The 22,719-nt window shown below is 47.6% G+C and carries 19 protein-coding genes; 9 read left to right on the plus strand and 10 right to left on the minus strand.

Annotation, left to right across the window (positions count from 1 at the left end; genetic code table 11):
- Positions 1 to 45: 45 nt before the first annotated feature.
- Positions 46 to 2,433 carry a penicillin-binding protein 1C gene (pbpC, locus tag GA0116948_RS10295; protein WP_089712126.1) on the plus strand — a complete coding sequence of 796 codons (2,388 nt, stop codon included), beginning with the start codon at positions 46 to 48 and terminating at the stop codon, positions 2,431 to 2,433.
- Positions 2,434 to 2,444: 11 nt separating this feature from the next.
- Here the strand turns inward: pbpC and GA0116948_RS10300 are convergent, their stop codons facing one another.
- Both GA0116948_RS10300 and GA0116948_RS10305 read right to left on the minus strand, forming a co-directional pair.
- Positions 2,445 to 3,701 carry a replication-associated recombination protein A gene (locus GA0116948_RS10300; RefSeq protein WP_089711809.1) on the minus strand — a complete coding sequence of 419 codons (1,257 nt, stop codon included), beginning with the start codon at positions 3,699 to 3,701 and terminating at the stop codon, positions 2,445 to 2,447.
- 57 nt (positions 3,702 to 3,758) lie between these two features.
- A complete protein-coding gene (locus GA0116948_RS10305; protein ID WP_089711811.1) occupies positions 3,759 to 4,262 on the minus strand; it encodes a hypothetical protein in 504 nt (167 codons plus the stop codon).
- Between the two features lie 121 nt (positions 4,263 to 4,383).
- On the opposite strand from GA0116948_RS10305, the gene GA0116948_RS10310 reads away from it, so the two are divergent.
- The gene (locus tag GA0116948_RS10310; protein ID WP_205686053.1) at positions 4,384 to 6,426 is read left to right on the plus strand and encodes a M13 family metallopeptidase; all 2,043 of its coding nucleotides are present in this window, start codon (positions 4,384 to 4,386) and stop codon (positions 6,424 to 6,426) included.
- Between the two features lie 114 nt (positions 6,427 to 6,540).
- Here GA0116948_RS10310 and GA0116948_RS10315 read toward each other — a convergent pair whose 3' ends face one another.
- The 3 genes from GA0116948_RS10315 to GA0116948_RS10330 all read right to left on the minus strand — a co-directional run bounded on the left by GA0116948_RS10315 (position 6,541) and on the right by GA0116948_RS10330 (position 10,088).
- The gene (locus tag GA0116948_RS10315) at positions 6,541 to 7,677 is read right to left on the minus strand and encodes an outer membrane beta-barrel protein (RefSeq protein WP_089711813.1); all 1,137 of its coding nucleotides are present in this window, start codon (positions 7,675 to 7,677) and stop codon (positions 6,541 to 6,543) included.
- Between the two features lie 955 nt (positions 7,678 to 8,632).
- Positions 8,633 to 9,046 carry a hypothetical protein gene (locus tag GA0116948_RS10325; RefSeq protein WP_089711816.1) on the minus strand — a complete coding sequence of 138 codons (414 nt, stop codon included), beginning with the start codon at positions 9,044 to 9,046 and terminating at the stop codon, positions 8,633 to 8,635.
- Positions 9,047 to 9,206: 160 nt separating this feature from the next.
- Positions 9,207 to 10,088: a UDP-2,3-diacylglucosamine diphosphatase gene (locus GA0116948_RS10330; protein WP_089711818.1), complete on the minus strand. Its 882-nt coding sequence runs from the start codon at positions 10,086 to 10,088 to the stop codon at positions 9,207 to 9,209.
- A gap of 187 nt (positions 10,089 to 10,275) precedes the next feature.
- On the opposite strand from GA0116948_RS10330, the gene GA0116948_RS10335 reads away from it, so the two are divergent.
- The 7 genes from GA0116948_RS10335 to GA0116948_RS10365 all read left to right on the plus strand — a co-directional run bounded on the left by GA0116948_RS10335 (position 10,276) and on the right by GA0116948_RS10365 (position 16,131).
- On the plus strand, positions 10,276 to 10,929 hold the full coding sequence (locus GA0116948_RS10335; protein ID WP_089711821.1) for a DUF47 domain-containing protein: 654 nt from the start codon (positions 10,276 to 10,278) through the stop codon (positions 10,927 to 10,929).
- 44 nt (positions 10,930 to 10,973) lie between these two features.
- Entirely contained in the window at positions 10,974 to 11,978 is a 1,005-nt protein-coding gene (locus GA0116948_RS10340; RefSeq protein WP_089711823.1) for an inorganic phosphate transporter, read from the plus strand.
- Positions 11,979 to 12,198: 220 nt separating this feature from the next.
- The gene (gene rfbA / locus GA0116948_RS10345) at positions 12,199 to 13,068 is read left to right on the plus strand and encodes a glucose-1-phosphate thymidylyltransferase RfbA (protein WP_089711825.1); all 870 of its coding nucleotides are present in this window, start codon (positions 12,199 to 12,201) and stop codon (positions 13,066 to 13,068) included.
- 34 nt (positions 13,069 to 13,102) lie between these two features.
- Entirely contained in the window at positions 13,103 to 14,131 is a 1,029-nt protein-coding gene (gene galE / locus GA0116948_RS10350; RefSeq protein WP_089711827.1) for a UDP-glucose 4-epimerase GalE, read from the plus strand.
- A 151-nt stretch (positions 14,132 to 14,282) separates the two neighbouring features.
- Entirely contained in the window at positions 14,283 to 14,846 is a 564-nt protein-coding gene (locus GA0116948_RS10355) for an RNA polymerase sigma factor (protein ID WP_089711829.1), read from the plus strand.
- Between the two features lie 42 nt (positions 14,847 to 14,888).
- Positions 14,889 to 15,629, plus strand: a complete 741-nt coding sequence (locus tag GA0116948_RS10360; RefSeq protein ID WP_089711832.1) for a hypothetical protein — start codon at positions 14,889 to 14,891, stop codon at positions 15,627 to 15,629.
- A 19-nt stretch (positions 15,630 to 15,648) separates the two neighbouring features.
- Entirely contained in the window at positions 15,649 to 16,131 is a 483-nt protein-coding gene (locus tag GA0116948_RS10365; protein ID WP_089711834.1) for a hypothetical protein, read from the plus strand.
- A 105-nt stretch (positions 16,132 to 16,236) separates the two neighbouring features.
- Here the strand turns inward: GA0116948_RS10365 and GA0116948_RS10370 are convergent, their stop codons facing one another.
- From GA0116948_RS10370 to mreC, 5 genes are all read right to left on the minus strand, one after another.
- Complete coding sequence (locus tag GA0116948_RS10370; protein ID WP_089711836.1) at positions 16,237 to 16,980, minus strand: MBL fold metallo-hydrolase; 744 nt, start codon at positions 16,978 to 16,980, stop codon at positions 16,237 to 16,239.
- Between the two features lie 820 nt (positions 16,981 to 17,800).
- Positions 17,801 to 19,090 (minus strand): rod shape-determining protein RodA, encoded by a 1,290-nt coding sequence (gene rodA, locus GA0116948_RS10375; RefSeq protein WP_089711838.1) that lies wholly within the window; start codon positions 19,088 to 19,090, stop codon positions 17,801 to 17,803.
- A gap of 6 nt (positions 19,091 to 19,096) precedes the next feature.
- Positions 19,097 to 21,055 carry a penicillin-binding protein 2 gene (gene mrdA, locus GA0116948_RS10380; protein WP_089711840.1) on the minus strand — a complete coding sequence of 653 codons (1,959 nt, stop codon included), beginning with the start codon at positions 21,053 to 21,055 and terminating at the stop codon, positions 19,097 to 19,099.
- Positions 21,056 to 21,202: 147 nt separating this feature from the next.
- Positions 21,203 to 21,715: a hypothetical protein gene (locus tag GA0116948_RS10385; protein WP_089711842.1), complete on the minus strand. Its 513-nt coding sequence runs from the start codon at positions 21,713 to 21,715 to the stop codon at positions 21,203 to 21,205.
- Positions 21,712 to 22,596: a rod shape-determining protein MreC gene (mreC, locus tag GA0116948_RS10390; protein ID WP_089711843.1), complete on the minus strand. Its 885-nt coding sequence runs from the start codon at positions 22,594 to 22,596 to the stop codon at positions 21,712 to 21,714. Before mreC ends, GA0116948_RS10385 begins: the two co-directional genes overlap by 4 nt.
- Positions 22,597 to 22,719 lie beyond the last annotated feature (123 nt).

Genomic DNA, 22,719 nt, shown 5'->3' on the forward strand with positions numbered 1-22,719 from the left:
TTTAATATCTTTACGCCGCCGCGGAAAAAATTTCCCGCTACTTACATGCAAAAATTCTTTGTCTGGGCAAAACGTAAAAAATGGTGGCTGGGTGCCAGTGCACTCCTGATGATCTTGTATGCATGCGCTCTGCCTTCCAGGCTATTCACTGCACCCACCTCTTATGTAATAGAAGATAGCCATGGCGAACTACTTAGCGCCAGTATTGCAGCCGATGGACAATGGCGTTTCCCCGTAGCCAAAAATATCCCGGATAAATTTGTGCAATGTATTATTACCTATGAAGACAAACGCTTCTTTCATCACTGGGGCGTAGATCCGGCAGCCCTGGGACGCGCACTGGCGCAGGATATGCGCCATCGCCAGGTGGTAAGCGGCGGCAGCACCCTCACCATGCAGGTGATCCGGCTATCCCGCAACAAGCCCCGCACAATTTGGCAAAAACTGATAGAAATAACCCTGGCCACCCGCCTGGAATTTTCCTATTCAAAAAAATCTATCCTCGCACTTTACGCAGGCAATGCACCCTTTGGTGGCAACGTGGTAGGCCTGGATGCGGCGGCCTGGCGATACTACGGGCGCAACCCCGATGCCCTGTCCTGGGGCGAGATGGCTGCACTGGCCGTACTACCCAATAGCCCGGCCCTGGTACATCCTGGTCGCAACCGCAACGCCTTGTTACGCAAACGCAATGAACTGCTGGACAAATTATGTCTCACCAAAAAAATAGACAGCAGCACCTGCCAACTGGCCAAGCTGGAACCACTGCCTAATCAACCTTTACCCCTGCCCCAGTTTGCACCCCATCTGCTAGACCATTTCCGCCAGGAAAATCAGCGCCAGCCCAATACCACCACCCGCGTTAAAACCACGATAGACGGACCTTTGCAACGCAATGTGATAGATATTCTTCAACATTACCATACCATCTACCGGGCAAATGGGATTAACAATGCGGCCGCTATTGTGCTGGATGTAGAAACCGGCAATGCCTTGGCCTATGTGGGCAATATTTATAACCCCGCAGATTCTGCCCTGCAAAGCCATGTAGACGTTATCCAGTCGCCCCGCAGCCCGGGCAGTACGCTAAAACCCATACTCTACGCAGCTTTGCTGGGTGATGGACAGATACTGCCCCACACCCTTATTCCTGATATTCCCACGCAGATCGCTGGTTACAGTCCGCAGAATTTCGACCTGAGTTTCGATGGTGCCGTTCCGGCATCGCGGGCCTTATCCCGCTCTTTAAATGTGCCGGCCGTGCGCATGCTCCAGTTATATCGCTATGAACGTTTCCATACATTGCTGCGCCAGTTGGGCGTTACCACCCTTAAACAAAACGCCGATCACTATGGCCTTTCATTGATACTCGGTGGCGGTGAAAACTCGCTCTGGGAGCTGAGTGGCGTATATGCCAGCATGGCCCGCACCCTCCTCCACTTACCACAAAACAAAGGTGGTTACGACCTCGATGATATACATGGGCCCGGCTATCGTATGGACGAGCGCCACGTATCCCGCCACCAGCCCGGCCCCAATGGCTTGCTGGATGCAGGCGCCATCTGGTACGCCTTCAACGCCATGGAAGATGTGATGCGGCCCGGCGAGGAAATGCTCTGGCAACAATTTTCATCCACCCAACGAGTAGCCTGGAAAACCGGCACCAGCTTTGGTTTCCGCGATGGGTGGGCCATAGGCGTTACCCCCGGTTATGTAGTGGGTGTGTGGGTGGGCAATACCGATGGAGAAGGCCGCCCCGGCCTGCTGGGTGTAGCCACCGCCGCCCCCATCCTGTTCGACATCTTTCGCTTATTACCTGCCGGCAACTGGTTTGCCACGCCCTACAATAAATTGAAAAAGGTGGAGATATGCCGCCAAAGCGGCTTCCGGGCCGGCGAGTACTGCACAGACCGTGATTCTATGTGGGTTCCCGCTGCCGGCCTGCGCTCCGGCGTATGCCCCTATCATCAACTGGTACACCTGGATCATACCGGACATTACCGCGTTACGGAAAACTGCGAGCCACCTTATCGCATGCAGCATAAATCCTGGTTTGTACTGCCGCCCACGATGGAATATTATTACAAACAGAAAAACAGCTATCAACCCCTGCCGCCCTACCGGCCAGATTGCCTGGCCTCCCTGGAGAATGAAAAGGCACCCATGGAATTAATTTACCCGCGCCCCAATGCCCGCATTTACGTGCCGGTAGAAATAGATGGTACACCCGGCGAAGCCGTTTTTACCGCAGCCCACCGTAGCCCCGGCGTGCAGATATTCTGGCATATCGATAACACCTACGCAGGAGTTACCAAAGACATTCACCAGCTTGCAGTACATCCCACACCCGGCAAACATGTGCTTACACTCGTAGATGAAAATGGGGAAAGGATACAAACAAACTTTGAGATATTATCTAAAGACAAAGAATAACGTTAGGACTCCTAATAATTGTATTTTTCCTTCCACAACAACTTTAAATATTTCCTCAACTCATCCTCCCGTGCATTCTGCGCGGGGTCGTACAACTTGGTACCCGCTATTTCGTCCGGCAGGTATTCCTGCGGCGCAAAGTGGTTGTCATAATCGTGGGAATATTTGTAATCCTTTCCATACCCCTGCTGCTTCATGAGCCGGGTGGGAGCATTGCGGATATGCAGAGGCACTGGCAGGTCGCCGGTTTGTGACACCAAAGACTGGGCATTGTTAATGGCCATATAAGCTGCATTACTCTTAGGCGAAGACGCCAGGTAGGTTACACACTGCGACAGAATGATACGGGCTTCAGGATAACCAATCAGGTTTACCGCCTGGAAACAGTTGGTAGCCATCAGCAGCGCATTAGGATTGGCATTCCCAATATCTTCTGATGCCAGTATCACCAGCCGGCGGGCAATGAATTTCACGTCTTCCCCACCTGCTATCATACGCGCCAACCAGTACACCGCCCCATTAGGATCGCTGCCACGCACGCTTTTAATAAAGGCGGATATGATATCGTAATGCTGCTCTCCCTGCTTGTCGTAAATAGCCACCCGCTGCTGCGCAATATCCATCACCACCTGGTCGGTAATTACCACCGGCGCATCCTGGATGGTATCCACCACCAGCTCCAGCAGGTTCAGGAGCTTTCGCGCATCGCCACCGGAAATATTGAACAGGGCCGCAGTTTCCTTCAGCTCCACCCGCTTGCTTTGCAGCCAGGGATCTTTGAGCAGGGCCTGCTGCAACAGTTGCAGCAATTCCTCCTGCCCCAATGGTTTCAGCACATATACCTGGCTACGGGATAGCAATGCCGCGTTTACCTCAAAAGAAGGATTTTCAGTAGTGGCCCCAATGAGGGTGATAATGCCCTTCTCCACAGCACCCAGAAAAGCGTCTTGCTGCGATTTATTAAAACGGTGTATTTCGTCGATGAAAAGCACCGCCCCCTGCTGGTGACGCGCAGCTTCAATCACATCGCGCACTTCCTTCACACCGGAAGAAATGGCGCTGAGCGTATAAAAGGGTACGTCCAGGGTATGGGCTATGATGTTGGCAATGGTGGTTTTACCCACACCGGGTGGGCCCCACAGTATCATAGAAGGCACCTTGCCCTGTTGTAAGGCCTTGCGCAATATGCTGCCTGGCCCGGTAAGATGGGCCTGTCCCACCAGGTCGTCCAAAGTTTCCGGACGTAACCGTTCTGCTAATGGAACCATGGAAATATATTAAGCATAAAGTAGTAAAATTAATAAGCATCAACCCCGGAACAGTTTTCACATCCCTTGATCGGAGTTCTGCTGCTGCCGATATTTCCATACCTGTAGAAAGTTCAGCGACAGCAGATAGTTGACCATGAGCGAAGCACCATATACCAGCATGAAAATACCAGAGACGGTATATAATTTCCCAATGTCAGGCAACGCGTATTTAATGTCAGGATTCATTTTCATAACTTCCTGGGCATACATATCCGGATTGCTCAACACAGACCAGCCGGCGCTCAGCAGCATAAAGGCATACACAGCAGCAATGGCTCCAATGATGCGCAAACCGTCCGGAGCATTATCTTTCATTTGCAATTGAGGATACGCCAGGCTCCGGTGCAAACTGAGCGACAGCCAGCTATGGATAACTGCAGCTCCTACCAAAAAAAGCCCAATCAGCATCGCCATCTGCATGGTAAAAACAACCATCAACGCTAAACATATGCCGAAGAAACCCGACACAATCAGATTTACCAAACTCAATCCTTTCAATAAGCCAAACTTAAACGACATATCTCTTGTTTAATACGATTGCAAACCTAGTAATTTTGTTTCACTGTAGCTATTCCGGGATAGGCGGTGCTGGCCCAATATGCCAAAAGCTATACCTTTAGCACCTAAACCGCTTCAACACATGAATATTAACAAAGCAGTAATGCTGGCCTTGCCAGCAATACTGGTAGGTGCCGCCGCATTTGTACAAAGGCCTCCTGCTAAAAAACCCGCCAAAGTACCCGCCTTCGACCTTACATCGTTAGACCGCAGCGTAGATCCCTGCACGGATTTCGACCAATTCGCCAACGGCAACTGGAAAAAAAACAACCCCATTCCCGGCACAGAAAGCGGATGGGGCGCCTTTAATGTGCTGGATAAAGAAAATAAAGAAGTAAGGGTAAAAGGCATCATCCTAAATATCGTCCAGAAATCCAACCTGGCAAAAGGCACCGAGGAACAACAGATCAGCGACTTTTACCGCTCTTTCGTCGATACAGTAACCATCGCCAAACGTGGCGTAAGCCCCCTGGCCCCCTGGTTCGACAAGATCAACGCCGTACAAACCCTGGCCGACTGGGCCAAGGTATGTGGTGAACTCCAGCAGTATAACATCAGCACCATATGGGGCTTTGGCGTGGGAGCAGATGCAAAAAACAGCAAATGGAATACCTTGTATGAAGGCCAGGACGGCCTCACCCTGGGCGAAAAAAGCTACTACGAACGTACCGACTCCGCCACGGTGAAAGTACGCAGGGAACTAGTAGCTACCATCAATCAACTCGCCTCCCTGGCCGCCTTCCCTGAAACCAATCCCGGACAAACCATCCTGGATTTTGAAACCAAATTGGCCAAATTCCAATTGGCCAACGTGGAACTGCGCGACCCGGTGAAAAACTATAACAAATCAAACTTTGCCGAGCTGAAAACGCTGGCCCCCAGCTTCGATTGGGATGGCTTTACCGCCGCCCAGGGCCTTACACCAGATACGATCGTTTTGCAAAACAAACAATACTTGCAGCAGGCAGACGCCCTGGTAAAAAGCACGCCTATCGAAACATTGAAACTCTACACCCGCTGGCAGTTGCTGGGCCATTACGCCTCCCTGCTGAGCAAACCATTCGATGATGCCAATTTTCATTTCTTCGGCACCGTAATGGCTGGCCGTAAGGAACAGAAAGACCGCGTCACACGTGGCATTCGCGCTACAGACGCTTACCTGGGCATGCCCCTGGGCAAGCTGTTCGCCAAACAATACTTCCCCGAAAGTTCCAAACAAAAAGTTTCGGAAATGATTGAGAATGTGCGTACCGTTTTTGGCCAGCGCATTGACCAGCTCTCCTGGATGAGCGATTCTACCAAGAAGATGGCCCATACCAAACTAGCCTCCTTCACCTACAAGATCGGTTACCCCGACAAGTGGAAAGATTATTCCACTATCGACATAAATCCCGCTACCCTGGTAGAAAACGTGATGGCTACCGAAAAGTGGCGCCACAAGGATAATCTTAGCAAACTGGGTAAACCGGTAGACAAAACCGATTGGGGCATGACACCGCAAACGGTGAATGCTTATTACAACCCACTGAACAATGAAGTGGTATTCCCCGCAGGCATTTTGCAACCACCCTTCTTTAACCCCGATGCAGACGACGCCATTAATTACGGCGGCATTATCGCGGTGATAGGACATGAATTCACCCACGGCTTCGACGACGAAGGCTCGCAGTACGATGCAGACGGTAACCTCAAAAACTGGTGGACCGCCTCCGACCGTGCCAACTTCGACAAGCTTACCAGCAAGTATGCAGACTATTTTAGCGGTATAGAAGTATTGCCTGGTTTTAACATCAATGGAAAACTCACCCTGGGCGAAAACACCGCCGATCTGGGTGGCCTTACCCTGGCTTATTATGCATTAAAAAATTCTTTTAAAGGCAAAGCCGAACCTAAACCCATTGACGGTTTTACCTGGCAACAGCGTTTCTTCCTGGGCTGGGCACAGGTATGGCATGGCAACCAAACCGAAGCCTCCTTGCGCAATCAAGTGCAGACCAATCCACACGCCCCTGCGCGCAACCGTATTAATGGCCCCTTTCCTCACCTGAAGGAATTTGCCGATGCATGGCATTGCAAAAACAGTAAAATGGCCCTGGCCGACACAGCCCGTGTAGTGATCTGGTAAATCATCATAAAAAATAAGAATAGAAATGCCGTTTCACTGGGAAACGGCATTTTCTATTTTTAGCTATTCACATTGACCACAAAATGCAGTACGACAGATCGCACACCCGGCCTATCAAAAAGCATAAACGGCGGCAAAAAGCAGGCTGGCCCCGGAGGTGGTGCTGGCCCCCGCCTTTTGCATGAAAATAGGCGCGGAGCTGTAATCGTACCGGAATTCAGGAATAACAGTAAGGCCGCCCACTTTAAAATTGGCAGATAGGGTATTGGCAAACACATTGGCCCCCAGGACTGTCGTTACCCCTGATTCAGGCACAAAAAAAGGATGCATTTTAACCCCATCTTTATCATTAAAATACTCACTGCGCAACGTGAGGCCCAGCCAGGGTTTGGGGTCCAGGTTCAGGTACACGGCGGCCCCCCACCAGGTGCTGCTGGCGGCGTACTTGCCATCATTGAGGGCGCGGGAAGTATTGGCGGTGGCATTAAAGCCAATGCCTACCAGAGTAGAAGCCTTTGTATTGATCACCAGATCATATTGGTGTACTTTGGTATCGGCCATATCGCGACCGCCAACATAGTTAAAAAAGCATTTAAAATGATCGCCTGCCACATAGCTGTACTGCGCCAGCAGGTTCTTATTATTTGATCCATCTTCCGGTACGCTGCGCACATCCGTTGGCTGGGAAACACCTATCATTAATCCGCTTTTGCCTACCGTGAAATCGGCCCGCACACCCGTATGGGAAAAGGGTCCGTTGGAAAACATATAGGACATGCTATAATTACGGTTAGCATTGGCATCCAATACCTCATACCCCACATGAGTAGCCCAGGTACCGGCAGTGACCTTCACCCAGGCCGTAGGGGCATAACTGATGTATAGCTGTTTGATAGCCTGTACAATGCCATTATCGTGATAGGCAAATTCCTGCTCCCGGGAACCAACCCCCAAGTCGGCCACCATATCCAGTTTGCTAGTCTTGTGTTCCAGCTTCACCGTGGCCATTCCCAGGCGAAACTGGTCGTGAGAACTGGTAAAACTAGTCAGATCCGTATTCGTTTTATTAAAATCATAACGATAATATACATCCACCGATCCGGTTACCAGGAGCGCCGGTGTGGGTGGAGGAGGCGGCGGCAGGGGTGGTGCCACGCTCGAAGCCTGGGCGGCACTGGTATCGGGGCCTTGTGCGCGTAAAAGACCTGGTAGCACTACGGTAAGGAAGAGTAAAGATATTTTAAGCATCATGGTAGTTTTGTGAGTGGAATAAAGGTTGCACTTGCCCCTGTTCAGCGGCAATACAGCCGGAGAAAACCGGCTGCACAAATCGATGGATCAGTATTTTCCCGGGATAGATGATGGTAAATACATGCCCATCCCTGGCCGTTTTCCGGATAACGACGGATGGGAAATTATTTTACCTGCTTTAATGAAATCCGGCATGCCGCACAGCGCCGGTCCTTGCTTTCCGGCGGGTGTAAGCAGCTTTCTAAGGCCTTGCTGTGAAATCTTTCGCTTGCAATAATCAGTGCCTGCACAAAGGAACTCAGTATTCGTACCGCACCAATAACAACCCGGCTACCCTCGCAGTAGCTCCTGCGCATAGCATGCTCTATACCCAGGTTACGTAAGTAATGAATGGGAAGTTTTGGATAATAAAACAACTGATCCTTTGCGGAAAGGAAAACAGTTACAAACTCAATTAATAATTAAAATGTCGATAGATATTGCCCGAAAAAACGGCCACAAGTCCACTTTCCCAGGATGCTACACTTTGGTTGAACGGACGGCTGAACATTATAATCTGCGCATTATAATCTAAACAGCAGCGCCACTACTATATTATTCCAGTTACGATGACCGGCTCCTCTCCACTTACGTAAGCACTAATGTGGCAAGGCCCAACATTAACTTACATTATAAATCCATACACGTGATTATTGCAATACTAAAGTATACAAAACAGCTATGTTTTTATAATATTGTGTTATATAAAATATATTTTAATATATTGAAATTCTTCGTTGCAATGGCTTATAATACACGAATACTTAAGTAGTTATAAACACTATTACGCAGTTACCATGTTTTTTAGCGGGTCGGAAAAATCGAATATTTTCAAAAAATCCTTGATTTAAAGAAGTTTATTCAAGGGTTTACGGGTGGGCTATTCGTTAGATATAGGAAGACCGGGGTTTAAGATTTAGCAAGAAAAGGGCGGCTGCTGCCGGTTATTAGCCAGAAGCAGCTTGTTCAGCCCTGCGTCAAGTAGCTGGATACATTGTTCTTGTTGTGCAGCATCATATGCCGCGCATATCGATAATAACTGGAATAGGCGCAGGCTTTTGTTGGTAAAAGGTTTAAAATCTTTATTACATAACTCCAGGGAAAAATGAAAACGTTCTTCCAGGTCTTCTTCAAACTCTCGCAGGCTCAGTGTTTCATCAATCGGGTAGTCTATTAAAACTTCTTCTTCAAAGCCTGCATCTTGCAGGGTATCCAAAGCATTGGCCAGCGCATAGCGGGCATACACCGCACAGTTGCAACGGAGCAGGCGCTGAAACTGCAGCTGCAACAGGGATATGGTCATTAATGGGTGTAGTTTGAGGATCTTCATGATAGCCTGACTTGATATTGTTTCATGTTACAAAACTCGCTTTGGAATGTAAACTGAATCTTAATTACTTGTTATAATATTGTGAAAACAACCCACCATCTTCAACGTATAATCCGCCACAGCCATATTATATCAAGTAAAAAGGGAAGCGCTGCCAAGCTTATAGCGTTTCCCGCGTATTTCCATATTTTAATCCCGTCACGGCGTTAAAAGATACCAGGCTGGCGTCCCAATCTAGCCCAGGCTCCTCCTCCTCTTGTGCATCGTCTTGCTGGCGCAACAAAGCCTGCCCAGCCAGGGTTTGAGGATGGGTATACAAAGACCATTGACCATTTACATATTCGAGTGCAGTAAGGCTTTCCACCCAATCGCCGGAGTTCAGGTAAGTCACCGTTTTACCCTGGTGGTGCATTTCTTTAATGAGGGGTTGATGAATATGCCCGCAGCACACCACGTCTATGCCTTTATCAATAGCGATACCGGCCACCGTTTGTTCGAAATCGGATATAAATTTCACCGCCTGTTTTACGCCATGTTTAATTTTTTTGGAAAAGGACATTTTTTCCCGGCCCATTTTCTCCATCAGGTTATTGACTAAACGGTTCAGTATAATGAGGAAATCGTACCCCTTGCCTCCTAATTTAGCCAGCCATTTAGAATTTTTCATGGTAATGTCGTATACATCCCCATGGAAGAACCAGTGTTTTTTACCGTCTACATCCAGGATCAGCTTATTATCTATGGTAAAATTACTGAGGCCAAAGCCGGCAAATTTGCGCAGAGCCTCATCATGGTTACCTGTCAGGTAATACACTTGCGTACCTTTACCGATGAGCTTTAACAGCCGGCGAATTACCTTGGTGTGGGATTTGGGGAAGTAACGTTTGCTGAATTGCCAGATGTCAATAATATCTCCGTTGAGAATCAGTATCTTTGGATCCACACTATCTATATATTGCACCAGCTCTTTGGCATGGCAACCATAAATTCCCAGGTGTACGTCTGAAATTACGGCGATGTCTAATGGGCGTTTTTCCGGCATTTTACTTTACTAACTAAGTATAAACCAGGCGGCTGGTTCGGTTGTTATGATTAATTATTTACATGCAAAAGTCCTGTACGCATATTACTTTCCTATTAACTGTAGGTTAAGGAATTATTAATTCAGCAATTTTCCTGGCTTCATTGGCCATGTCTGGCTATTTTTGCCGCAAATTCAAATCAGATTTATGGGAGGCTTTAACTCTTTTGTGAAATTATTTGTACCGAAAGACCGGGTTTTTTACTCTTTGTTTGAAGACGTAGCGGCCACCTTGGTAGAAATGGCGACGGTACTGGTAGAACTGGTAGAAACGAAAGACATTTCTATCCGGAAGGACAAAGCGAACCTCATAGAGCGGCTGGAACACAAAAACGACGACCTTACCCACCGCATCCTGGTGGAACTGAGCCAGAATTTTATTACCCCCTTCGACCGGGAAGACATTCATTACCTGGCCTCTACCCTGGACGACGTAGCCGATTACATCCATGGTTCTTCCAAAAGAATTGATCTTTATAAAGTTTATGACCTCAACGAACACATCCGCAAACTGGCAGACCTCATCTACCAAGGCTGTGTAGAGCTATCCCGTGCCATTCCGGAACTGCGCAACATGCAGAATATGCGCGTAATTACCGAAGCCTGTGTGAAGATCAATAGTTTAGAAAACCATGCAGACGATATTTACGACCGTGCCATCGCAGACCTTTTTGATGAACATTCCAATAATGCAGGCGAGCTGATTAAAATGCGGGAAATCTATCAGGCCCTGGAATTGGCCACAGATAAGTGTGAAGACTGCGCCAACGTGATCGAGACTATAATTATTAAATACGCCTAACCCTCACCTTTGCAGGCTGCATTCTTCTATATAACCATTTGCACATGGCGCTTTTAGTCATCATATTCGTACTGGCTTTTGCTTTTGATTTTATTAACGGCTTCCACGATGCGGCCAATTCCATAGCCACCATCGTGTCTACCAAGGTACTTACTCCGTTTCAGGCAGTTATCTGGGCTGCCATCTTCAACTTTGCGGCTTTTTTCCTGGCAAAATATGTTTATGGCGAATTTAAGGTAGGCAATACCATCGCCAACTCTATTTTTGAACAATACATTACCCTTAAGGTAATTCTCTGCGGGCTCATTGCAGCTATCATCTGGAACCTGTTCACCTGGTGGTACGGCATTCCCTCCAGTTCTTCGCACACCCTTATCGGGGGCTTCATTGGAGCAGCAGTGTTGAACGCTGGCGGCGATTTTCACGTGATCAATTATGCAAAGGTGCTGCCTACTATTTACTTTATTGTGCTGGCACCGCTCATTGGTATGGCCATATCGTTCGTCACCACCATCCTGATCCTGAATATATGCCGCAGGGCCAACCCCTTCCGCGCTGAAAACTGGTTCAAGCGGTTGCAACTGGTATCTTCCGCCGCCCTTAGCCTTGGACACGGCAGTAACGACGCCCAGAAAGTAATGGGTATTCTGGCAGTATCCCTGGTATCTACCGGCCACCTGGACAATATCAAGAATGTACCGGACTGGGTGCCGCTATGCTGCTTTACCGCCATTGCTGCGGGTACCATGAGCGGTGGGTGGAAGATTGTAAAGACCATGGGGACCCGTATTACCAAGGTTACGCCCCTGGAAGGTGTGAGTGCGGAAACGGCGGGCGCATTGACTCTATTTCTGACCGAACGCCTGGGCATACCGGTTAGTACTACCCATACCCTTACCGGTTCCATTATTGGTGTGGGAGCCGTAAAACGCCTGAGCGCTGTGCGTTGGGGTGTAACCGTAAGCCTGCTCTGGGCCTGGATACTGACCATCCCCATCAGCGCCATGCTGGCCGCATGCATTATGTTCCTCGTTAAAATGTTTGCTTAAAATATACCCTGCAAAATAAAAAGAGGGCAAACCAGTTGGTGTGCCCTCTTTTTATTTTGCAGGGTACGCAACCGCATGTGTGGTGTTTTTCATTTAAATAAAGTTATTTTTGTCAGCCATTAAGTCCGTCAAAGTGCAGCTAGACCTACCAAACACCAGGAAACTTCCGGACTTATTTTAACGACTAAAAATCCTTCAACAGAAGCTTATTAACAATCGCATGAAAGGTATTATTCTAGCCGGCGGCTCCGGCACACGCTTACATCCCATTACATACGCCATCAGCAAGCAGATCATGCCAGTGTACGACAAACCCATGATCTATTACCCTTTGTCTACCCTCCTGCTGGCCGGCATCCGCGATATCCTGATTATTTCTACCCCGCACGACCTACCGGCTTTCCGCCGCCTTTTCGGCGACGGTAGTCAATTGGGTCTGCACCTGTCTTATGTAGAACAGCCCATCCCCAATGGGCTGGCGCAGGCTTTTGTGCTGGGCGAAGAGTTTATCGGCACAGATCCCGTAGCCCTGGTGCTGGGTGATAACATATTTTACGGCGCAGGCCTGGGTACCCAGCTACAAAAAAACACAGCGCCCGAAGGTGGCATCGTGTACGCCTATCACGTGAGTGATCCGGAACGTTACGGGGTGGTGGAATTTGATGAAAACATGCAGGCCAGGTCTATAGAAGAAAAACCGCTACAGCCTAAATCCAACTATGCTGTGCCTGGTCTTTATTTTTACGATAATGAAGTGGTAGCAATTGCCAAAGCGCTTGCTCCAAGCCCCCGGGGCGAATACGAGATTACCGATGTGAACCGCGAATACCTGAAACGGGGCAAACTGAAAGTTTCCATCCTGCCCCGTGGCACCGCCTGGCTAGACACTGGCACCTTCGATTCGCTCATGCAGGCCTCCCAGTTCGTGCAGGTTATTGAACAGCGGCAGGGCATTAAAGTGGCCTGTATTGAAGAAATTGCTTACCGCCAAGGCTTTATCGACAAGGCACAATTGGAAGTGCTTGCCAAGCCGCTCCTGAAAAGCGGGTACGGCGCTTACCTCCAGGACGTACTGGAAGGTAATATCTGATCGCACTGTTTTAACTTTTTAAATACAACTTACAATGAAGGTCTTAGTTACGGGGGGCTGTGGTTACATAGGCTCGCACACGATTGTAGATTTGATCAATAATGGCTTTGACGTAGTTTCTGTAGACAGTAACATCCGCAGCTCCGCTCAACTGCTGGATGGCGTAGAACGTATTACCGGCAAAAAAATTCACAATTACAAAGTGGACCTTTGCAACCTGGAAGATACCAATGCAGTATTCCATGAAAACCGCGACATCATTGGCGTTATCCACTTCGCGGCCCTGAAAACCGTCCCTGAATCTGTAACGAACCCTTTATTATATTTCCAGAATAACCTGGACTCCCTCATCAACGTGCTAAAATGTGTGAAGGAATACAACATACCTAACTTTGTATTTTCCTCCTCCTGCTCCGTGTATGGCAATGCCACGGAACTGCCGGTGGTGGAAAGCACCCCGCTGCGCGAGGCCCAAAGCCCCTACGCCCGCACCAAACAAATGGGGGAACAAATTATCCAGGATTATAGCAAAATACACGATACCCAAAGCATACTGCTGCGCTATTTTAACCCGGTAGGCGCCCACCCTTCCGGCCTGATCGGCGAACTGCCCCTGGGTAAGCCCGACAACCTGGTGCCGGTAATCACCCAAACGGCCATCGGCAAAATTCCGAAAATGGTGGTGATGGGCCACGATTACGACACCCGCGATGGCAGCTGCGTGCGCGACTATATTCACGTCATGGATATTGCCAATGCCCACACCAAAGCCCTTCAATACCTGATCGATAAGAAAAATAAAACAAACTGCGAGGTCTTTAACCTTGGTACCGGCAACGGAGTAACTGTACTGGAGGCTATCAAGGCTTTTGAGAAAGTATCCGGCGTGAAACTTAACTACGAACTGGGCCCCCGCCGCCCCGGAGACGTGGTAGCCATCTATGCCAACAATAGCCACGCCCGCGCAGAACTGGGCTGGACACCGGCCATCGGCATCGATGAAATGATGCGCACCGCCTGGCAGTGGGAGCTAAACCTCCGCGATAAAGTAAGAGCCAATTAACACCCATCAAAGGCCCATAGGACGGAAATTTAGCGTTTGGAAGGATTAAACTTAGTTGTATTAATACGGTCTTAATACCGGCACTTTGAAGAGCAAGTACTGTCTGTCCGACAAAAGATAGCGTCTTGGCTGTTCACCATTTAACCGAAACATGGCCGTAACATCCGATGATAAAGAACTTTTAGCGCTTTACCGGCAGCCTGCCACCAAAGAAAAGGGATTCACGCGCATCATCGAAAAATACCAGGAAAAATTATACTGGCATATCCGCCGGCTGGTATTAGATCATGAAGATGCAAATGATGTCTTGCAGAATATGCTGATAAAAGTTTGGAAGAACCTGGAAGGTTTCCGGGAAGATTCCCAGTTATATACCTGGCTCTATAAAATTGCTACCAACGAAAGCCTAACTTTCCTGGAGCAACAAAAGCGCCGTGGCAATTCGGTTTCTTTATCCGATGTGGAAACGGGCCTGAGCAATAAACTGAAAGCCGACAGCCAGTTCGATGCCAATAAGCTGGAATGGAAACTACAAAATGCCATCCTGGCCTTACCGGAAAAACAGCGCATCGTTTTTAACCTGCGGTATTACGATGAGATGCCTTACGAAGAAATGAGCCGGGTGCTAGATACCTCGGAAGGCGCCTTAAAAGCATCGTACCACCACGCAGTCAAAAAGATCGAAGAGTCTATAAAAAAAAGTGCAGCGGAATAAAACCAATAACAATTTTTGCAGGGCAATACCTGTAGTGATATCATGAAAAAGGGGCAAGCAATAGCAGCAGAGTGGAAGCACATAGCGCCAGGTCTTCATCTACCGGATGAAGCGCCTTTTAGCGTACCGGAAGGATATTTTACTGCATTACCAGAGCAGGTGATGCAGCGTATCCGGCATGCAGAAAATGATGAAGTGGAAACTATCCTTAATGGTTTACCAAAAGTAAACCCGCTGTCGCAGCCCGCCCCTGCTTACTTTAACCAACTGAGCGCCCAGGTGTTGCAACGCATTCACCAGGAAAATGCCGGAGATGCTTTGGAAGAGGCCCGCGAGGTAGACCGGATCTTAACGGGATTACCCAAAAACAATCCTTTCACCCCTGCGCCACCCACTTATTTTGCGCAGCTGGGCAGTCAGGTAATGGAGCATATCCGACAGGCTGAAGGCCCCGGCAAGATAGTTGTCTTGCCGGCGCGCAAGTCCTGGATCAAATGGGCAGTGGCAGCATGTTCTATTGGCGTACTGGCTACCGTAGGCACCTTTTTGCTCCGGAACAACACTATTTCCCTGGATACGCAACTCAGCAAGATCAGCGACCAGGAACTGGTAGATTATTTACAAACACATACCGACGAATTTGATAATGACGCCATCTACGCCAACGTGGCTACTACTACCCCTGCTACTGGTAAAGAGGCTGCGCATGCGCTGCAGATAGAAGACATATCGACCGACGATTTAAATCAATATATTGAATCAACGAAAACGAACGGCCTGTAGCCGTTTGCTGAATCGAGACATGAAATCACTAAAAATTATATTATTCATCCTTTTCGGTCTTATCGGAAGTACGGCGGCAGTACGTGCCCAGGACGAGCCAAGACCAGAGGCCCTGGAAAAGATCCGCTCTATGCAGATCGCCTATTTGTCTAAGGAGCTGGACCTCACCCAGGATGAAGCCCAAAAATTCTGGCCGGTATATAACCAGTACAGTAAAGAAGTGGAGGCCCTGATCACGGAGCGCAAGCAAACCATGCAGCAGATACACAAAAGCTCCACTTCCGCAGAAGACCCTTCTGCCCAGGTAAGCAGCGAGCTAGCCTATCAGCAGCGCATGGTGGATATTAAGACTCGGTACAAAGATCAGTTCATGCGGGTGCTCCCACCTCAAAAGGTAAACACCCTGTACCGTGCGGAAAGAGATTTCCGCGCCCAATTGATCCGCCAGTTGAAAGAACGCCAGGAAGGCCGCCCCGGCGGGTTCCGCAGAATGCGCCAATAAAGCGATTATACATCTCTTAGCCTATAACAACGAAAGGCGTCCTGCGAGGGACGCCTTTTATTATATTATAATTTTACGGATACAAACAGCCCGCACAGCAGCGATCTACATTTTTGCAAAGGGAGTACGCACGTCGTGATAAAACAGGAAAGTCCAGCCTTCCTGCTTGCCCTGGGCTAAATATTGCTGACGGAGCTCCATGCAACGTTTCCCATCGTAATCGTATTTGGCCACAAAGCGGCTCTTCATCTGGGATAGCTGAGGCGCTACATCACCCCCGTAAAATATGGTTTCCCCATCCTGCTTTATCAGGAAAACCTGGTGATAAGGGCAGTGTCCTCCGGTAAACTGATAATGGATATAGCCATCAATGGCACCCTCTCCATCTATGAAAATTACATTATCCCGCTGTTGCAAAATGGCAACCTCTTCGGCCAGGTAAGACTTCCCGTCATTTTCCAGTGCATACTGCAATTCGCGTGTATTCACATAATAGGTAGCCTGTGGAAAAGTAAGCAATCGTTCGCCCGTCAATGGATCTTTGTATGATACGCCGCCGGCATGGTCTTTATGGAGGTGGCTCATCAACACTTTAGAAATATCCATAGGATTGATACCATGATCTATCAGGTGTTGGTGCAGTTGCAACACACCATTGGCATTGCGAAAACCCAGACCGGTATCCAGCAAAATATAATCCTGGTCCGTTATAATAAGAAATGGTTGTATTTCTACCAGCAGTGCCCCCCCGCCCCTTTCCTGCAAATTATCCTTACTAAGATCAAACGGCACAAATTGTTTAGTCTTATCAACCGTAAAAGCCCCTTCCGACAATGGTATAATCCGCATTCTTATGAATTATGAATTATGAATTATGAATTATGAATTATGAATTATGAATTATGAATTAAAAAATTTATGCCAAAAAATAAAATATCCTACCGCATGACTAACTCTTCATTTATGATTTCGAATTACAGTTAATGCAGAAATTAAGCACCCAACAAATTACACCTCATTCATAATTCATAATTCATAATTCATAATTATAAATTATCCTACCGCATGACTAACTCTTCATTTATGATTTCGAATTACAGTTAATGCAGAAATTAAGCACCCAACAAATTACACCTCATTCATAATTCATAATTCATAATTCATAATTATAAATTATCCTACCGCATGACTAACTCTTCATTTATGATTTCGAATTACAGTTAATGCAGAAATTAAGCACCCAACAAATTACACCTCATTCATAATTCATAATTCATAATTCATAATTATAAATTATCCTACCGCATGACTAACTCTTCATTTATGATTTCGAATTACAGTTAATGCAGAAATTAAGCACCCAACAAATTACACCTCATTCATAATTCATAATTCATAATTCATAATTCATAATTCATAATTCATAATTATAAATTATCCTACCGCATGACTAACTCTTCATTTATGATTTCGAATTACAGTTAATGCAGAAATTAAGCACCCAACAAATTACACCTCATTCATAATTCATAATTCATAATTCATAATTATAAATTATCCTACCGCATGAATAACTCACTAATTTATAATTTCGAATTACAATATAATGCAGAAATAAAATACCAAACAAAATACGCTTCATTCATAATTCATAATTCATAATTATGAATTAACGAAGCACCATTTGCCGGTCCGCATCCAGGCGTAGCATGATAAAAATGAGGATGGTGAATGTCATCATGGAAGAGCCGCCATAACTAACCAAGGGCAGTGGTATACCGATTACGGGGGCCAGGCCTATGGTCATGGCCACGTTAATAAACAGGTGGAAGAAAATAATGCTGGCCACCCCATAGGCATACACCCGGCTGAAGGTAGACCGCTGTCTTTCCGCTACCGTAATAATTCGTAAAAGCAGGGCTACATAAATGCCCAGGAAAATAATGCAGCCCAGGAAGCCAAAGTCTTCCCCGATGGTACAGAAAATGAAGTCGGTGCTTTGCTCTGGTACAAAGTCGTAGCGGGTTTGGGTGCCTTTAAGGTATCCCTTGCCCAGCAGTCCACCGGAGCCGATGGCGATCATGCTTTGGCGGGTATTGTAAGTAGCTTTCGGATCATCATCCTTGCCCAGCATTACATAAATACGTTTTACCTGGTAGTCCTTCAGCACCTTGGTAAAGGCATAAGGTACTACCACCACTACAAAAGCAGAACAGAAGGCCCAGATGGCAACAATCAGTACCAGGAGGGAACGCTTGCGCCGTATTTGCCGGCGCATAAAATACACCACCAGCAAGGTAATGACGGTAAATACCACAAAAAGTATTTGTTTATTCTCCACTAGCAGCGCGCTCAGTACCAGCACCACAGCGGAGAAGGCAATTACTAGCAATACGCCAGGTAGCCCTTCGCGGTACATTACCAGGAAAAAGCTAAAGTACACCAACGCCAGGCCCGTTTCTTTCTGGGCAATGATGATCACCGCCGGCACTAGTGCAATGGCTGCCGCAATGAGGCGGGGCCTTAGCTTTTTAAAATCCGTTTCCAGTAAGGACAGGTATTTGGCCAATGCCAGGTTGGTACATATTTTAGTAAACTCCGCCGGTTGAAACTGGAAACCACCGATCACCAGCCAGGAATGCGATCCGTTCACATCGCGTCCTATGCCGATCACCACCAATAGCAGCAGGATACCGAAGGCATAAAACAAATTGGCCGTTGCCGTAAAAAATTTTGAGTCGGTTAGCCAAATGCCGGTAGCCAGCACCATCGATATGCCAAACCACATGATCTGCTTGGAAAAGCTCTTATTGACATGAATAATATTATACCATAACGGATCTCCTTCCCGGTGTTCTGCCGCAAAAATGCACAGGATACCGATGATCACGAGCGCCATGTAGAGGCCCACAATAGACCAGTCTATCCCCGAAGTCAGTTTTGCATTTTGACGGTTCATGTACAGTTATAAGGTTTTTGGACGCGCCTTTGCATCGGCAGCAGCGGTAGAGACTTGAATACGGTTCAGTGAATCCAGTTTGGATTTTTGCAGCATGGCAGGCGAGATGGTCACGGTATTGATCATTTTGTCTACCAGCGGCTGGCGTTTAGCGGCAATGGTATCGTTCAGATATTTTTCAATCATGAAGCTGGCTATTGGAGCGGCGTAGGTGGCGCCAAAGCCGGCATTTTCCACTACCACTGCAATACAGATTTTCGGATTTTCTACCGGGGCAAAGGCTACAAAAATGGAGTGGTTCTTCAATTTAGTACGTTCTCCGTTTACGATGGCATAGTTCTCTGCCGTACCCGTTTTGCCACCCATGGTTATCCCATCTATGCGGGCGGCCACACCTGTACCGGCTTCTATCACATCCTGCATCCCGCGTATTACTGCACCAAAAGTGGTATCCGCTAACCGGGCCACTACGTGTTTTTCCTTGAATTTGTTCAGCACATCAGAATTATCACCATCTATCTTATCAACGAAGTGGGGGATAAAGAAGTATCCACGATTAGAGATGATACACATTTCGTTCGCCATCTGCAGTGGAGTGAGCGTAAGCTCACCCTGGCCAATGCCAAGAAATACATTGGTGCAAGAGTTCCAACTGCCATTATACCGTTTGTTAAAATAGGAAGTATCTGGCAGCGTACCCCGGCTTTCACTGGGAATGTCTACACCAATACGATGTCCGAGACCGAAGGAGCTCATATAATCCCACCATTTATGCATGCCCCCCACTTTAATACCACCAAATTTCTGTGCATCTACACTGAGGCGATATACGTGAGAGAAATATGCGTTGCAAGAGTGGGCCAGTGCCAGGCGCAGGTTTGCCGCATGACCAGCATCGTGGTGCTCACATTTGATCGGCCGGTTGCAGCCATAATAGGCCCCCGTGCAGGGATAGCCGAATGAAGGCGTAATAACCCCCTCATCGAGCGCCACCATGGCCGTCATCGGCTTAAAGGTGGATCCAGGTGGATAGGTGGCCTGTATGGCCCGGTTGAGTAATGGCTTGGTCGTATCTGTAAAAAGACGGCTAAAATTAGCATTCCGGAAAGGACCTGTCAGCAAATTTGGGTCAAAGGAAGGACCACTTACCATGGCCAGTATACCGCCGGTCTTGGGGTCCAACGCCACCACACTGCCAATTTTCCCTTTCATAAGTTTTTCACCAAACATCTGTAAGTCTATGTCCAGCGAAAGGCGCAGGTTTTTACCTGCAATGGCTGCCGTATCAAACTCTCCTTTTTCGTAAGACCCTTGTGTTCTATTTAAGTTGTCTTTTACCAGGTATTGAATACCGCGCTGGCCCATGAGTTCTTTCTGATAAGTGCGCTCCAGGCCGGTTAATCCCATGTAATCGCCCTGGTTATAATCTGCATATTCCGGTTTCTTTAACAGATCTGGTGGAATTTCCGCGATATAGCCCAGAAAATTAGCGGCTGCTGCATAGGGGTAAGACCGGATCTGACGCTGCACCAATTCAAAGCCTGGTTGGAAAAGAAACATACTTTCTTGCAAACGCCCGAAAACGGCGGGCTGTAGTAGGGGCGCAAATACGGAGGGGCGCACACGGCCGTTTTTAACAATAGCACCGGTAAGCCTTTTCAAATATTCTTCATGATTGATCTGGAGTATTTCGCAGAGGTAGGCAGTATCTATTTTTTTGATGTTGGCGGGAGTTACCACCAGGTCGTAAAGTGCATCATTGCTGAGAATGCTGCGACCTTTGCGGTCGAGGATAATACCACGGCTGGGGTATACCACCTTCCGCAATACGGCATTGGCATCGGCCAGCTTGGCGTATTTCTTTTCGATCACCTGTAACCAAAACAAGCGCGTACCAATAATGAGGATCATTCCGAGAAAGATCATCTGTATCACTCTTCTTCTGGGCTGATTATAAACTGACATGGGAAATGAGTAATGAGCTGCAAGATTTTTGTAGGAACCGGATCACGAACCGCGATACTGCCAGCCGCCGGGCGGTCCGTAAAATTAGCAATTCGACCGGTAAAGTAATACACACACTTCAGCTATCCCAACTTATTAAGAATTGAGTTACTGCTTTTTTGAATAAAATAACAACTCGTACAGCAGTACCAGTACCAGGCTTGCTGCGGTGGAAGCCACTATTTTCAACAACAGGTATAATAAATTGGCCATGTTGAATACTTCCAGGGTAAAGTATACCACGTGGTGCAGAAATACCAGGATGGTGGCATACACGAAAAATTGCGTACTGCCCATACTGGTCAAGGAAGGTGTTTTCTGGGTGGTTTCAAAACCGCCTTGGGGCGACAGGATGTTGATGATAAAGGGTCGCAGGTAAGCAATGAATACACAGGCCGCAGCGTGTACGCCCATAGTATTCATAAACATATCCAGCGTAAGGCCGGTGAAAAGGCCGAGGAGCATAAGGCCCGGGCGGGGTAGGTTGAAGGGGAGCAGCAGGATAAACAGCATGTAAATGTACAGGCTGACAAACTGGCCCACCAGTATTTTGTTAAGCACAAATAACTGCAACAACAGCAGCAGTATGAAGCGGATAATATTTCTTAAAAGTATACTCATTTGTTCGCCCTTGTTGAATCTTCCAGGTTTGATTGTTCGTCTTTCAACAGGTTTTCAATCACATATACGTATTCTACATTGTAAAAATTAGTAGCCAGTTTCAAGCGGATATTAAACGAGGTACTAGACTTGTCTTCCACCGTTACGCTATCCACATAACCAATAGGAATATCTGGGGGGAAGAAGGAAGAAAAACCACTGGTAACTACCGTATCGCCCTTTTGAACCTTGGCATTGCGGGGTATGTCGTGCAGAACTGCGTACATGCCACTGCCCCCGTCCCACTGTACATTACCCATTTCTTTGGTACGGAGCAAGCGGGCGCTAAAACCAAAATTGCGAACCCTGCTGAGCAAAGACAGCACCACGGCGTAATTATCGCTGGCGCTCCGTACCACCCCAACCACGCCGGCACTGCTGATCACGCCCATGTTAGGCTTAACCCCCTGCAATCGGCCACGGTGAATGGTGATATAGTTTACATCCTGGTTCACGGAATTGTTGACAACCTTAGCCTCACGGTAAAAATACTTGCGTACTTTACTTTCCAACAGTTTATGAAGGGAATCATCGCTAAACCGGCGCAATGTGTCGGTGTGAGTACCGCTGGCAGTATCAAACTGGTCGAAAGTAGTGGCCAGGTAGTTGCGGAGACGGCTGTTTTCCCGCACCAGGCTATCATTGGTGGCGGTGAGATGGAGATAATATTCCACCTGATTGTACTGTTCGTACATTTTGCCCGAAATCTGGTTGGCGGAATTGATATAGGCGGTATGCTGGAAATCGTTTTTTTGAAACACCAGCACAATACAGATCACTTCCAGCAGCAGAAATAAAAAGAAGTTAAAATAACGCCTGAAGAAAATGATAAGATTACGCACCGGTTAAAAGTATAATTTCCAATAGGCCCAAATCCAACATCAATACAGAAGCGGTTGCATGGACTTACCGGAAAGGTTTTGCTGGTTTAGGTTTTATATATTTTAAGTTCCAAAACTGTGATT

This window comes from Chitinophaga costaii, assembly GCF_900094705.1.
Taxonomy (GTDB): Bacteria; Bacteroidota; Bacteroidia; order Chitinophagales; family Chitinophagaceae; genus Chitinophaga; species Chitinophaga costaii.

What these genes read in the sequence shown, in the direction of transcription:
- GA0116948_RS10335 (WP_089711821.1), top strand. Translation starts at nt 10,276, where the DNA reads ATGGGAGGCTTTAACTCTTTTGTGAAATTATTTGTACCGAAAGACCGG.
- pbpC (WP_089712126.1), top strand. Translation starts at nt 46, where the DNA reads ATGCAAAAATTCTTTGTCTGGGCAAAACGTAAAAAATGGTGGCTGGGT.
- rfbA (WP_089711825.1), top strand. Translation starts at nt 12,199, where the DNA reads ATGAAAGGTATTATTCTAGCCGGCGGCTCCGGCACACGCTTACATCCC.
- GA0116948_RS10365 (WP_089711834.1), top strand. Translation starts at nt 15,649, where the DNA reads ATGAAATCACTAAAAATTATATTATTCATCCTTTTCGGTCTTATCGGA.
- GA0116948_RS10325 (WP_089711816.1), bottom strand. Translation starts at nt 9,046, where the DNA reads ATGAAGATCCTCAAACTACACCCATTAATGACCATATCCCTGTTGCAG.
- GA0116948_RS10305 (WP_089711811.1), bottom strand. Translation starts at nt 4,262, where the DNA reads ATGTCGTTTAAGTTTGGCTTATTGAAAGGATTGAGTTTGGTAAATCTG.
- rodA (WP_089711838.1), bottom strand. Translation starts at nt 19,090, where the DNA reads ATGAACCGTCAAAATGCAAAACTGACTTCGGGGATAGACTGGTCTATT.
- GA0116948_RS10310 (WP_205686053.1), top strand. Translation starts at nt 4,384, where the DNA reads ATGAATATTAACAAAGCAGTAATGCTGGCCTTGCCAGCAATACTGGTA.
- GA0116948_RS10355 (WP_089711829.1), top strand. Translation starts at nt 14,283, where the DNA reads ATGGCCGTAACATCCGATGATAAAGAACTTTTAGCGCTTTACCGGCAG.
- GA0116948_RS10340 (WP_089711823.1), top strand. Translation starts at nt 10,974, where the DNA reads ATGGCGCTTTTAGTCATCATATTCGTACTGGCTTTTGCTTTTGATTTT.
- GA0116948_RS10385 (WP_089711842.1), bottom strand. Translation starts at nt 21,715, where the DNA reads ATGAGTATACTTTTAAGAAATATTATCCGCTTCATACTGCTGCTGTTG.
- GA0116948_RS10300 (WP_089711809.1), bottom strand. Translation starts at nt 3,701, where the DNA reads ATGGTTCCATTAGCAGAACGGTTACGTCCGGAAACTTTGGACGACCTG.
- GA0116948_RS10315 (WP_089711813.1), bottom strand. Translation starts at nt 7,677, where the DNA reads ATGATGCTTAAAATATCTTTACTCTTCCTTACCGTAGTGCTACCAGGT.
- GA0116948_RS10330 (WP_089711818.1), bottom strand. Translation starts at nt 10,088, where the DNA reads ATGCCGGAAAAACGCCCATTAGACATCGCCGTAATTTCAGACGTACAC.
- GA0116948_RS10370 (WP_089711836.1), bottom strand. Translation starts at nt 16,980, where the DNA reads ATGCGGATTATACCATTGTCGGAAGGGGCTTTTACGGTTGATAAGACT.
- mrdA (WP_089711840.1), bottom strand. Translation starts at nt 21,055, where the DNA reads ATGTCAGTTTATAATCAGCCCAGAAGAAGAGTGATACAGATGATCTTT.
- galE (WP_089711827.1), top strand. Translation starts at nt 13,103, where the DNA reads ATGAAGGTCTTAGTTACGGGGGGCTGTGGTTACATAGGCTCGCACACG.
- GA0116948_RS10360 (WP_089711832.1), top strand. Translation starts at nt 14,889, where the DNA reads ATGAAAAAGGGGCAAGCAATAGCAGCAGAGTGGAAGCACATAGCGCCA.